Source organism: Paucilactobacillus nenjiangensis, assembly GCF_008632615.1.
Lineage (GTDB): Bacteria > Bacillota > Bacilli > Lactobacillales > Lactobacillaceae > Paucilactobacillus > Paucilactobacillus nenjiangensis.
Genome location: NZ_CP043939.1, coordinates 1,323,104 through 1,335,913 on the forward strand (window position 1 = coordinate 1,323,104; position 12,810 = coordinate 1,335,913).

Annotated in this window: 19 protein-coding genes; 1 reads left to right on the plus strand and 18 read right to left on the minus strand. The window is 36.0% G+C overall.

Annotated features, from left to right (window positions below; genetic code table 11):
- Positions 1-5: 5 nt before the first annotated feature.
- From F0161_RS06765 to F0161_RS06785, 5 genes are all read right to left on the minus strand, one after another.
- Positions 6-1,529: a phage portal protein gene (locus F0161_RS06765; protein WP_150204125.1), complete on the minus strand. Its 1,524-nt coding sequence runs from the start codon at positions 1,527-1,529 to the stop codon at positions 6-8.
- An 8-nt stretch (positions 1,530-1,537) separates the two neighbouring features.
- Positions 1,538-2,860, minus strand: coding sequence for a PBSX family phage terminase large subunit (locus tag F0161_RS06770; protein WP_150204126.1), 1,323 nt, complete (start codon positions 2,858-2,860; stop codon positions 1,538-1,540).
- Complete coding sequence (locus F0161_RS06775) at positions 2,835-3,620, minus strand: terminase small subunit (protein ID WP_150204127.1); 786 nt, start codon at positions 3,618-3,620, stop codon at positions 2,835-2,837. The genes F0161_RS06770 and F0161_RS06775 overlap by 26 nt, the downstream gene beginning before the upstream one ends.
- 56 nt (positions 3,621-3,676) lie before the next feature.
- The gene (locus F0161_RS06780) at positions 3,677-3,892 is read right to left on the minus strand and encodes a hypothetical protein (RefSeq protein ID WP_150204128.1); all 216 of its coding nucleotides are present in this window, start codon (positions 3,890-3,892) and stop codon (positions 3,677-3,679) included.
- A 617-nt stretch (positions 3,893-4,509) separates the two neighbouring features.
- On the minus strand, positions 4,510-5,001 hold the full coding sequence (locus tag F0161_RS06785; RefSeq protein WP_150204129.1) for an ArpU family phage packaging/lysis transcriptional regulator: 492 nt from the start codon (positions 4,999-5,001) through the stop codon (positions 4,510-4,512).
- A gap of 613 nt (positions 5,002-5,614) precedes the next feature.
- Here F0161_RS06785 and F0161_RS06795 point away from each other — a divergent pair.
- Positions 5,615-6,055, plus strand: a complete 441-nt coding sequence (locus tag F0161_RS06795; RefSeq protein ID WP_150204131.1) for a hypothetical protein — start codon at positions 5,615-5,617, stop codon at positions 6,053-6,055.
- 67 nt (positions 6,056-6,122) lie between these two features.
- Here F0161_RS06795 and F0161_RS06800 read toward each other — a convergent pair whose 3' ends face one another.
- The 13 genes from F0161_RS06800 to F0161_RS11440 all read right to left on the minus strand — a co-directional run bounded on the left by F0161_RS06800 (position 6,123) and on the right by F0161_RS11440 (position 12,436).
- On the minus strand, positions 6,123-6,320 hold the full coding sequence (locus F0161_RS06800) for a hypothetical protein (protein ID WP_150204132.1): 198 nt from the start codon (positions 6,318-6,320) through the stop codon (positions 6,123-6,125).
- A 1-nt stretch (position 6,321) separates the two neighbouring features.
- A complete protein-coding gene (locus F0161_RS06805; RefSeq protein ID WP_150204133.1) occupies positions 6,322-6,792 on the minus strand; it encodes a hypothetical protein in 471 nt (156 codons plus the stop codon).
- Between the two features lie 10 nt (positions 6,793-6,802).
- Entirely contained in the window at positions 6,803-7,006 is a 204-nt protein-coding gene (locus F0161_RS06810) for a hypothetical protein (RefSeq protein WP_190318844.1), read from the minus strand.
- A complete protein-coding gene (locus F0161_RS06815; RefSeq protein ID WP_150204135.1) occupies positions 7,006-7,467 on the minus strand; it encodes a YopX family protein in 462 nt (153 codons plus the stop codon). The genes F0161_RS06810 and F0161_RS06815 overlap by 1 nt, the downstream gene beginning before the upstream one ends.
- Positions 7,464-8,180: a putative HNHc nuclease gene (locus F0161_RS06820; RefSeq protein WP_150204136.1), complete on the minus strand. Its 717-nt coding sequence runs from the start codon at positions 8,178-8,180 to the stop codon at positions 7,464-7,466. Before F0161_RS06820 ends, F0161_RS06815 begins: the two co-directional genes overlap by 4 nt.
- 13 nt (positions 8,181-8,193) lie before the next feature.
- Positions 8,194-9,108, minus strand: coding sequence for a DnaD domain-containing protein (locus tag F0161_RS06825; protein WP_150204137.1), 915 nt, complete (start codon positions 9,106-9,108; stop codon positions 8,194-8,196).
- 11 nt (positions 9,109-9,119) lie between these two features.
- Positions 9,120-9,959: a PD-(D/E)XK nuclease-like domain-containing protein gene (locus tag F0161_RS06830; RefSeq protein ID WP_318635328.1), complete on the minus strand. Its 840-nt coding sequence runs from the start codon at positions 9,957-9,959 to the stop codon at positions 9,120-9,122.
- Positions 9,895-10,809: a recombinase RecT gene (locus F0161_RS06835; RefSeq protein WP_150204138.1), complete on the minus strand. Its 915-nt coding sequence runs from the start codon at positions 10,807-10,809 to the stop codon at positions 9,895-9,897. The genes F0161_RS06830 and F0161_RS06835 overlap by 65 nt, the downstream gene beginning before the upstream one ends.
- Complete coding sequence (locus F0161_RS06840) at positions 10,809-11,120, minus strand: hypothetical protein (protein WP_150204139.1); 312 nt, start codon at positions 11,118-11,120, stop codon at positions 10,809-10,811. The genes F0161_RS06835 and F0161_RS06840 overlap by 1 nt, the downstream gene beginning before the upstream one ends.
- 137 nt (positions 11,121-11,257) lie before the next feature.
- Positions 11,258-11,404: a hypothetical protein gene (locus F0161_RS11435; RefSeq protein WP_190318846.1), complete on the minus strand. Its 147-nt coding sequence runs from the start codon at positions 11,402-11,404 to the stop codon at positions 11,258-11,260.
- Positions 11,401-11,658 (minus strand): DNA-binding protein, encoded by a 258-nt coding sequence (locus F0161_RS06845; RefSeq protein WP_150204140.1) that lies wholly within the window; start codon positions 11,656-11,658, stop codon positions 11,401-11,403. The genes F0161_RS11435 and F0161_RS06845 overlap by 4 nt, the downstream gene beginning before the upstream one ends.
- Positions 11,659-11,671: 13 nt before the next feature.
- Positions 11,672-12,211, minus strand: coding sequence for a helix-turn-helix domain-containing protein (locus F0161_RS06850; RefSeq protein WP_150204141.1), 540 nt, complete (start codon positions 12,209-12,211; stop codon positions 11,672-11,674).
- Between the two features lie 60 nt (positions 12,212-12,271).
- Complete coding sequence (locus tag F0161_RS11440) at positions 12,272-12,436, minus strand: hypothetical protein (protein WP_190318847.1); 165 nt, start codon at positions 12,434-12,436, stop codon at positions 12,272-12,274.
- Positions 12,437-12,810 lie beyond the last annotated feature (374 nt).

Sequence of the window (12,810 nt, forward strand, 5' to 3'; positions counted from 1 at the left end):
ATCACCTATTCTTTAAATGCTTTTCCATCAATTGGATCCGTAACTGGAGTTGAACTAATCGTTTCATCATTCATCTGTTGGATATATTCCAATGCAGTTTCTTCATCAACACCCATAGTTCGTTGAATTGCGACCGCTTTAGGTGTCAGTCCTGCCGACAATGCCTTAGTCCAATAATCAAGTTGCGCATTTTTGTCAGTGAATACTCCATCATCAAAATCAATTTCGATATCTTTCAATTCTGGAATTGCACCACTATATAATTTCAGACCATCAACAATCGTGTTAGCCCCTAACTCACAAATCGCAATAATCAATTCTTTAATTGAACGCTCAACCATTGTTAATTGACTATTTCGAGTTTGATAAGTCATTGAGTTTTCACTCACAACTTCAGTAGCCGTTTTTAACCCTTGAGCATCAAATGAAAATGTTCCTTGAGATAAACCAACTTGCATTTCAAGTGTCTTAATGAAATTACCAAGTGTCTTGATGTAGTCATCTGCACGAATAGCAGTCGTTAAGTCTTTGACTAAATCGCCATCTTGATCACTGCCAAATTGAACAAATACATTTTGTTCACTATCAAAATATTCAGTATGCTTATCATCTTTTTCATATGTGGATAGCAATGCCTCACTCACAGCCACTCGACGTTGACCCATACGAACTTCCCAGTTGAATTGGTCATATGCATCATTCAACTGTTTGAGTGTAGTTATTGCGTTCTCACATATTGAAATACCCAATGGACTCGTAATGCTCTTGTTATTAAATCCTGCAGGTTTCAGATAAGTGAATAACTTGTGTTGCACACCTTGGACGTTATCATGTTCGGCATATTGCGTAACTTCTTGTAAATCCGGAAATAACTGTTTAAGCGGCACACGATACCCAACTTTGTTTTTGAATTCACTTCTATACAGCTCATTGCTAATCGTGTAAACACCATTAATCCATTCATGGAATTCAAGTAACGTGTAATAAATGGGCTTGTCGTTCTCTGTACGAGTTGAAACTGTCGCGATGGCACATTCACTAATATCATTCGTATTCGCTTTGAGAGGATAGAATGTTGGCGCCTGTGCATAAGCAATCTTGATATTTTTGCCATCTGCATAAGGTTTCATTGCTAATCCACCCAATGCCAATGCCGATTCAAGATAACGTTCAAAATTCTTGTTGAAATCATTGTTCTGCAACACACTCTGAACAAATGTATTCATATCACTGTTCTTGCCACCGACCGTAATCACTGACTGTTCGTTATAAATCAAACTAGCCAATCGATGTGCAACTGTTTGCATCATATTTAGTGATACATATGGACGTGTTTGCAGCTTTCCATAAGTGTTTTTGTATTTAATTTCATCAAAGTTGCCACGGAAATATCGTAAATCCTTTTGAATTCGTAGATATTCATCGTTACTAATCGCTATCTTTGGGTGATCTACAATGTTTGTTAATGAGTCAACCATACCGACTGATGCACCTGCCTTCCTAAATAAGTTCTTGATACTTTCAAACATCTAATCACCTACCTTTTGAGTCCTAAAGCACGAGCATTATCCACGCAAAAATACTGAAAAGCATCACACGTATGATCGTTTTCTTTAATGACTTCCGGATTATCACGACTAACCTTATCTTCATCCCAACGATATTGCTGATGTTGTTCAACAAAGATATTGTTGTCTGATTTATTCAGATAATAAAAACGCCCTTGGGCTAATAAGTCCTGGGCGTAATCAATCATATTAACTTTCTTTTGCTTGGCGATTGGATGCCATCTTGTGTGATGATCCAACCAATACTGATTTCTGAATCCACCTTCAGCAGAATCAATCGTTTGATTTCTAATTGGCGAACGATAAACTCGATTGGTTTCATCAATGAATTCATACACTTCAGTCGAGAATTCACTTGGAGCTTTCTTATTCACACGCCCTTGTGGACTGTAATAATAAGTATCAAGCAACACCACGTTCTGGTTACTACATAAACCATAATGAGTAACCGTTGTGGCAGATACCTGATGTCCAACGTCCATTGAGTAGAACTCAGCAATGACATTCCAATCATCAGGTAATCCACCCAATTTATGGAACAAATTCATGTTGTACACGTTGTTACCTAAGCCAATAACTTCACTCAAGTAAAGCCAACGATAATAGTCATAATCATTTTCCTTGTAGCTTTCAATCAGCTTTAATTGTTGCTCTGTTGTGAACCCTAATTCATCATCAAGGTAAGTTGAGGTATCGACCAGATACTCATCGTTTGCCATCATCTTAGCGACCCATTCATTAATCCAATCGTAAGGATTCTTAGGTGGGTTATATGTCCAAAACACTTTAACCTGGTCAACAAAATCAGGTTTTTGACGAATGAATGAGGGATTAGCCTGATCAAATACGTCTGGTGATTTCATATTAGCAGCTTCCTCATACCAAACTGCGATAACATTACCGACGAGATTTGATTTTAATTTCATTGGATCGTCAGAACCATAAAAGTAAAAAGAACTGTTAGTTTTTTTATGAACTATACGTAATGGTGAAGTGAAGAACCGATATTCATCTTGTAACCCTAGCAAGTTTAATGCCCAACTGATTTGGTTGTACACAGAATCACGTAAATAAGCCTTGTTCTCGCGAATACAGATTGCATTGACAGTTTTACCTTGCTGCGTGTGCTTCTTCATCATAGTGACGATTTTTAGACTCACAGTGGATGATTTAAACGAACCACGTCCGCCATTACAAATGATGTAAGGCTTATCAGTATGCCACACTTTGTTAAAATGTGGGTTAACCATTTTGGACAACTGTATTTTAATTTTCGGTTTCTTTAGGACCATCTTTGTTATCCTCCATTGGTATGTCATCCACCAACATTACAGCATCTTTTTCGTTCTCAATAATATTGTCTTCGTTCAATAATTTGTTAAGTGCATCAAGGGCCTTTTGTTTGTCGTACAGTTCAACTACAACTCCATCACGACCAATATGAACACTTTTTATCATCGAAGTATCCACATCTTCTTGATTTTTCAAACGAACAAACGATTTTTGTTCTGTTAGCCAGCCACCTTTTAATTTATCCTTAACTGGCTTATACCAACCATCTCTCACAATCACATCATCTGTACCAAATTCTACATAATCACCAACGTCTGCAAATGCCTGCTTCATGTACTCATGAGCAATATCTAAAGCACTCAAATGAAGATCATTTGCCATATCATTCTTTAAGTCTGCAAGTTGCTTTTGAATACTAACATTTACTAACAATCTTGCACCCGCTGCATTAGCAGTTTCGTAATCAACATTGAAAGCTTTTTGATAAGCCTTAGTAGCGTTAAACAATTGCAAATAGTACAAACAAAAAAGCTTACGTTTATCCGTAAGCTCATCATTATTCATCAATTCAGTTATGATTTCGGGTGCAACTTTTTTCGGTTTTGTGTGCACACTTTTTTCTTTGGGTGCAACCTTCTTACCCCAGTGCCGAGATTTCCAAGACTTGACGGTGTTCAATGTAACTTCATACTTTTCAGCAATATCTTTATATTTCATACCATCCAAGTAATCTTGCTCTGCTAACTCATATTTTTCCATTACATATCACCACACCTCCGTTTTGGTTGTATAACCATATTTACTTCTAATCATTTTTACCCACCTGGATATATCTGGCTGAGTGAAATAACACAATCGGCTGATATATAGAACGTCTCTCCTTCTCCGATGATAAATCTCAAATATCTTGGTCTATCTTTTGAAACCATATCTTGTAATGTTTGTTCCGGAGCTAACACTTCTTTGCTTCGCATTGAAGTACGCATTTCATCATTTCCATATGTCCAAAAAATCATATTAAAGCTTTGCATTTTATTCACCTATCGTATTAAAAAAGGCAGCCGCTAAGCTGCCAATTATGAAATTACGTAGACTCGTTGGATCCACGTGAATTGTGAAGATTAATATCAAGTTCGACATGTGAAGGGAGTATTATTTCCTCCTTTAAGCCATGTCTATGAGATATAAAGGACTTGAACCTCTACAAGCCATAAACGACAATTGAATAAAATTTATTAATCGACGCCTTGGAGGAGCAGTTGATTGCTTAGCCGTGTATTCTTTATCTCGTAATGCAGCCACCTTTCTTGGTGTCACACACGGTGTGATTTGCTGCGATGGAACTGATAGGACTTGCACCTACCTCATCAAGGACCAAGATAATAATATTTTTCAATGATGAACGCTTGTAGCTCCATGACGTGAGTAATAACTCACATCACGATCATAATTGACCGCTCTGCCCGCAAGGACATCTTTTGAGGAATTGTCTGTAAAATGTTAAACGTCAGCAGTAGGGTAGCCCGCTTAACACATTACTTGACAATACCATCATATAACATATTTTCGCCCCCGCGGTTCGGTCTTAGTTCGGAAAAAGTTCGGTGAAAGTTCGGAAAAAGTTCGGAAAAAGTTCGGTGAAAGTTCACTAAAAGTTCGGTTTTTGTTCAGTCCTAACTTTTTGTGGTCTGTGTAAATCCCAACCAGTTTGGGCTTCAAATGTATCAGCAAATTGATTTAGAGCCTCAATTTTATACTGACTATACTGTGTCTTACCATAATTCAACGACTCTTGAAGTTGCCAATCCTTTTCTTGTTTAAAATAATTACCAAACAATATTAAACGACTATTTTTATCACATAGTTCAATTGATTTTGCAGTCATGCGAACCAATCTAAGTGCGTACTCCGTTTTGCTCAAAACTTTGATGATATTATTTTCAATTCCATTGCCATGTGATGGTGATGAGGGCATATCGGTTATAATTGGCGATTTATACATATCACCCAGTTCAGTTCTACTTAGACCAGATAATCTAGCATATTTAGGTAGTTCACGATTAAAATACCATTTAACAGCTGCTGCTGTTTTCTTTCGATCATATGTTTCAAATAATCCTAATTCTTCATAGCTTTCCATTTACCTACTCCTGACTTATGCTATAATATATTTAATATCTCGGGCAGAGATCTTAAGTAAGTCATCAGAAATGGTGGCTTTTTTTGAGCTCTTATAAAATTAAATTCCAAACTACATAAACTACTGATGCTACAATAGCCGCAATAAGTAGAACAGCTAAAACATTAGCCAAAAAATTCATTAAATGTTTATTAATCATTTGTTTTACTCCTTCAATATTTTTGCTATCAATAAGCCACTAATAATTCCCAAAAATCCCCAAAGAGCTGTAAATATCATTTATTAACTCCTTCTATGATCATCATCAATACAAAAACGCAAACCAATAAAATCAATCTTTTTTCCTTTTCAATATAATTATTTCGATAATCACGCTGATTAATAAATACGTTCCAATTGCCGAAACAGAAATCCATAATCCGCAAATCACCCATAGTGGTGTCATTAACCATATCAACGTATCCCAAGTCATAAATAATCCACCTAATAAAATTAACGAACCTACAATAATCCAGCCTACATATAAAGCTATTTGTCTTTTACTCATCATTTATCACCTAACTTTCTAAATGCGTCCACAATTTATATTTATAAATGTTATAGTTATGTCACTATGAAAAACTTAAAAGAAATATTTAAATACGAAATTGCTTGTAGTGGTGCGGCTTACCTACTCTTAATAGCATCATCATTACATCAACTTAAACTAAAATACAAAACATCAAATAATCCACTTTACTTCCCTAAGAACACCGCATTTTATGACATTATGAATATATCTTTTTCTCATATAGCAGGAAAGATGGGAATATCATTGTTAATAACCACAATCCCTGCATTGATTGTTATTACTGGATTAACTTTGATCAACTTAATATTTCATATTAAAATTGATAACTACTCAATTTTTTTAAAAATTATTAAATTTCAAATTGCTATTTTTATAACTGTTTTTTTATCAATGTTATTTACACGTGATACATTTGCAACTTTCGCTAGTATAATTTCAATTTTCGCAATGCTTTCTTTTATATATTCAAACCAAAATAAATAAAAATTACTGATAATAATCAACATTTAACTAGAAAAAAATACAAGTTATTGCTGATTTTTTATTTATTTTAATCCTCCAATTCGATTAATCTAAGTCCATTCCCACGTTTGGTTCTTTTCTTGTACACATTTGATTTATAAAATCTGATAGATGATTCTTTAACGCCACGAAACTCTGCTAATTCGCTGATTGTTCCACTTGTGATGTACGTATCACCCTTGTACAAGGCATAAATCTTATGACGTTTTTCTGTCTTAGCACGCATACTATTTACCTCCTGAAATAACTTTGAATTTTGAGTTACGATTTTCTTTAATGGCTCGATCTATCTCTCGTTTTGGTAATTCTTGCAATATTTCCGATTCGTATTCAATAACTAAATCCGTACCGTCATAATTCGAATTTTCTATACCGGTTATAACCTCGACCATACCGTTGTCATAACCAATGAGATTACCAGCTCTTTTAATTTTTACATCTGGTATAAAATCTGTAAGTTTACGAATGTCATATCGCATAACAAGTGGCACTTTCCTATAATAAAAATTACTACTATTCAAACTGTTAATTTTTTGGGCTACAATATCAGCTTTAATCCCACCATTAAGACCTCGCATGATATCAACGTTGCCAATATAGGTAATGATATAAACTTCATTTTCATAATTCAGTAATTCGCCTACGACTATCTTCGAATTAAATCCTTGACGATTAACTTCAAATACATGTAACGTCATTTGATTGCTCCTAAAATAGTGATATTTCTTCCACATTATTTTTGTTTATTTCAACGTACTGGCCATTTTCGTAATGCTTAAATACTCCTGATTTTTTGAAGTATCTAAACGATTGATTGTTGGCCATGATTTCTATAAATGTACTTTTGTCAGTTGTGCTTGTTAGCGCTATTCCTTGGCTGAAAAACCAAGCTTCGATTTCTGGTGGCATCATTACGCCTCCAACAACTCTGGATTTTCGTAGATATTACCTAATACTTCACAACTTTTGGTCACGTGAAATTTAGTAGGAACAACGTGTTCTTTATCAAACTGCCAATCATCTGGTGTAATTATTTTATTAATCATCACACCTGCAGATGGCCAAATTACGACTTCGCCAATTAATGTTGCATCAATTTCAACATCGTTATCTATAAATCCAAATGAGATTGGATCATAATTTGGACCTTCAATTCTCTGATATTGTTCTGCTACAATATCGCCTTCAAAGACTTCTTTGCCATTTACATCTTTTACACCTGTGTATTGCATGATATTATCTGAAAAATCATCTGCGAGCTTTAAATCTTCTGTATATCCACAAAACTTGATTGTGGTTTCATCTTGCTGAATAAAGCTTGATACTTTGTACATTTTATTTTCAAACCATGTTCTGAATCTATATGCTCTCATACTTCAACAACAATCCTTTCTGATTCGGAGTAATCTCCACGAACTCCGATTTTCTTAAGTGTTTCAACGTCTAGCTTTATACCTGTTACTGGTAAGTGGTATTTTTCTGAAAAAGCATGCGGACCAATCTGTTCAATTTCTTGATGATGAACTCGACATAATGCCATCAAATGCCGTTTAGTATGGTCAACTTTCGTTCTGTCTAATCCATTACCGATAACATCAATGTGATGAATATCAGCATGCTCGCCACAAACTATGCATTGGCGATGTCTACAACACTGGTAGAGATAAAAACTCTCATCCTTGGTTAATAATTCATAGCCTTTTTTGAATGGCACATTATACTCAAACATGAAATCAATAACTAAGTCGAGTAGTGCATTGGCATCTGAAACACTTGATTTAGTTCCATCAGCCAGGCTAATCTGCTTACCTGCTGTGTAGATTTGATACTGCAAGTAAAACAATTCTTTCAGCCATTCAGGACTTGCATCAGAAAAGTTTGCTATGTCATGGATTAGTGCAAAGAACAAGCGGCGTTGTGCCGCTCTAGCTTTGCGTGTGTCGGCTATTTCATAGTCCACGTAGAATTGTGTCGTAGACCCGGCTACTGTCACCAGGTGGTCCAAATTTGGCTTCTGGTCAAGATGAATAACAACGTCATACGAGCCGTTATCATTTTCAAAGAGTTCTGCTCGTGATCGTTGCATTACTCAATCACTCCTATTGCTTTGATTTTTCTAATCTGGCCATTTGTTCCTGGATTGCTGCCAATTCTTCTGGGCTAGTTTTTTTGTGTTCTGGCTTGTACTCGTCCTTAAATTCATCAGGTATCGTTTCAATTACTTGCTGCCGTCCATTCTTTGATTGCTTAGAACGCTCATGTAACACGTCCTCAGCCTTAACATCATCAAGCGTTTTAATGTTCGTGCTTACCCACTTCTTCATAATACCCTCAGCATAGCGATAGCCTTTGTTATCAAGTGCTGAACGTCGCATGGCTTCGATTACTAGTTCATCAGAGCCAAAGTCCTGGATCCATTCAGTGATTGATTGCGAATTAAACGAATTAAGCATTCCAAAGTTTTCTTGAAAGATTTGATAAGCGTCCGCAGTCGCAGGTGCGTCTGTTTCTACTTCTACTTCTTTTATATTCTTTTTATCTTCTTTTATATTATATTGCGTACCACTATCGATACTGTATGGATAGGGTATCGATACAGTATCTTGAGAAGATAATTTAGTTTTGATAGGATATCCAAGAACTTGTGACCTCGTGATGACTTCTGATTCAAATTCAGGTGTCTTGATATCCCGTATTTCTTTATCAACAACTGCCGCAACTTTAGGTGAACGTGCACTGTTGTGTTTCAGCCAATTGATGATTAGTATTTCGTTTGTTTCCTTGCTATATCTGATTTTTCCAGACTTAACAAATTCGTTGATTATCTGTTCAATTTCAGCTTTATCCAATCCAGTTTCAAGCTGTGCATATCTCATACTGAACTCATATACACCGCACTGGGTTGTCTTTTCGTTGGTAAGAATATAAATGTAAAGTAACTTTTGATTAGGGCTTAAATCGCCTACATAGTTATCGCTCCAAAAACTCGTTTGGAATTGGCGAAACATTGCCATTTTTACGCCCCCTAATCGATTAGATCAGCAACTTCAATGAAGCCGCTTAGTTCTTTTGTCATGCGGCAATACTCACACGTGCCGCAATTTGTTGGTGCAATCACTCCGTTTTTTACATCTTCGAAGTGTTTTACTTTATTTGGTACTTCTTCTAATGCTTCTTCATAACGGAAAGGTTCAAAGCGGATTGCACATTTATCTGGTTGGTCTTGTTTACTAACAGCGAAAATGAATGCTTCAAAGTCTTTGCCGTATTCTTGCCTTAATAATTCACGATATACGGCCATTTGCAGCACGTATTCTCTATCCTCGATAAATGATACCCAACGCTTGTTTACGTCGTCCCAGTGCCGCTTGTGGATATCGTCAACGGTCTTTAAATCGACGAAGTAACCTTTATCAACATTCAGGCAATCTAGCTTGCCTTTCCAGTCCAGGCCACCAATTTGGCCAATCACTGGTACTTCCTTGTCGCCTTGGTACACTGCATTGAAAAAGTCGTCATCTTTCAAAGCAGTAATCATGTCATCAGCTTGACGGAACTCGGCTTTTGGATTGCCTTTGTTCTTGCCTGATTTGGCTAAAATTGACGCTTGGTTCTTTTCGATAAAGCTATCATGCGACTCCATAGACTCAAAGTAGCTGTGCAAGTAATTACCAACTAATAAGGCTACTGGACTGCTTTTAGGCTCCCATTGCCCTTTAAGCTTGGCCAATGCTGCCGCTTCACACAGTTCAAAGTCTTTGTAGAGTGAAGTAGACCAATAATCCCAGTTAGTGGCTGGATCATAATAGCTGTCTTTGCTTTGCACCAGTTCCAGCGTCTTGCTCTTGTTGTCCATCACTTGCATTGTCTTCACTCTCCTCAGTTTCAACTACATCAATTGGCTTGCGTTTCTTGAATTGCTCCTCAAATTTACCGGCTACGGTGTCTTGTGGTGTTTCAGTTACATCTTTACGTTCGGTGTCATTCTCATACTCGTTATCCAACGTTCTGCTAACTGCATCAATAAGAAGATCGCTATCATCCGAAGTATTAATAATATTTTTACATGCTCTATTTAACAGAGTTCTTTTCGCCATCTCTTCAGAAAACTTAGTTTGAACATCGTTTTTATTTCCATCATGAGATTGCTTTGATTGTTGCCAACTAGTTTCGATTTGATTGTTGGTCATGACCGTATAATCATCAATACCATCGGAACGTTTAACAACAGCAAATCCACCGATTATTTTCTTATCCATATTTTCAAAACTTGGTTTGAAATTAGTTACGACTAAACGTCCTTTATCACTACCGACTTCAAACTCATCACCTTCATGGACAATTTCAGCCCAAACATCATCAACTTCTGAAAGTCTTTTAGCAACTGCTTGTGTTCCAAAATATGATCGTTGTAACTGAAGTTCTTTACCATAAACAATGAAATAACATTGCGTTTTCGCTGGGCTTAATCCTTGTGTAACCATGTCTAGTAACGCATTAGCGATTGACTCTTTAGTACAATGAAGTAATGCGGGACGTAATCCATCTTTCTTACTAGTTTTTACTCCCTGCAATTTAAAAAAAGCACTTTTTAAAGCATTTTGAGCATTATAGTTAGCTGGTAATGCTAATCCTGATGATTCCAAATCTGATAATTTGTTTGATACTTGATCAGTAATATCTTTTTGTAATACTGCTACTTCATTTGCTGCCATTATTCTCCACTCACCTTCCATGCTCCTGCTAGTGCCAACACTTCTTCTTTGTTCTCATTCATCAATATATCGATTAAAATATCTTTCAAATCTGAGTTATCAATTTGTTCGTTTGTTAATTTTTTCAAATAATCTAGGCTTTGACTTTTTAGCCACATTTTCAAAAAATCTTCTTCTTGTTCTTCGGTGTACATTTCATCTTCAAGATTGAAATACGTTTGATAATCGTAAATTTCTTGACCGTTATAATCTTCGTCAACGACTACTGGATCATCTGGATCAATTTTTATATCGCCAATATATTCAGCCATTGCAATATCCCCTTTTGTCGGTTAGACTTGGTGTATATATTATTTACAAATGATGTTCGTTCGACGCTTGTCAGTTGCTGCTGATGAGCGTCTTTTTTTATTCCCAAATTTCATTCTTGTACCTCCTCAAAAGATAACTATTTTAGCAATGCGTAAATTGAAATGATTGCTACTAACGTTGCTGCAAATGATGCCATCCCAATTAATACGCCTTGAGCAATTGGATCAAAATTAGCATCTTCTAAAAAGAAATCTTCATATTTAATCATTAATTTTTCTATCATGCTGACGCTTCCTTTTCACGTTTTTTTCTATCTATTTCTGCATTAATTGCTTCAGACAAATCAACTCCAAGGTTAGCCATCATGAATCGTTTCAATTCATCATTTGGAATAACCTCAATTTTTGTTAATTTAAGAGTTTGAATGAAGCCTAAATCAATCAGTGCTCGAACATTTGATGGTGAAGTATTTATTTTCAAAGCGGCATCCTGAATTGTTGTAACCCATTTTGCCCGAGACAATTTTAATGTAGTCATTTTTATCACCTCCCTATTTAACTAATCGTTCAGCTTTCCAAACTTGTTCGCTATCTTTAGCCATCTTTTGGATATCAATTCCAAAATGATTACCAGTAAGTGCGACCAACGTTTGAGCCAAAAGCATTACATTAAATAACTTTTTATCAAGATCAACAATATCTCTTGTGTCATGAACAAATTCCGGTTTAGATTCGAACTCATCATCAGTTGCTTTTAACGCTTCCTCAACCTCATCAATCTCTCGTCTCATGCGACTTGCGATTGCTAAAGGTGTTTCAGCCAACCTATCTCCATTGGCAACTGGTGGTGTAAATCCAGTGATCTGATTTGCAATATCAATTCGTAGAAATTCAGATTGTTCAGGCAACGCTTTGAACAAAGAATTGATGGCATCGAATTGCAATGCTGCATCCCCTGATTTCATTTTCGAAATAAGTGGTTGCGAGTAACCTATAAGCTTTCCAACTTCCGTAGCAGTTTTTCTATTTACCTTCATGGTTCGTCCAAGGAATCTACTGATATTGGCACTTTGATGTACAGTAACATCCATAAATATCACCACCTTTCATATTTGAATAGTCGTATAACCGACATGAAAGGTTAAATAGAATTAGGCCATTACTTCATTTGCCATTTCTTGTGCTTCTAGTTCAACACGTCCAATTTCAACAGTTAAAACATTCTTCAACGTTTCATCAGACATCAATACTAATGTTGATTCAGGCAAATCATTTCGAAGCCCTTTGATTTCACGAATTAATTGTGTTTTATTCATCTGTATCACCACCTTTCGCTATTTGAAAATTAAATATATTGTTTCTGTATGACCGAAACTTTAGTACAATAAAAATGTTCTAAAATTATTCTTCACAAAGAGGAGTTGGTGCATTTTGACCGAATTTTTGAACATTCCTGTATCAAAGTAGATGTACTCGTTTTGGAGAAATCCTTGCACTCCCCGATGCTAATCAATCTAAAAGTGAGTCAATTACGTGCTTCTTACTATTTCAGGAACCTACAGGCAGTGCAGGCGAGAGTAAGAAATTGTCTCAAAGGGGAAAACGAAATCTATTCTAATAACAGTGTCGGTTGTAGCACCGGCGAAATTTTAGAGTACTTTTTGATCGAAGTATTTTGATTATTTTAATA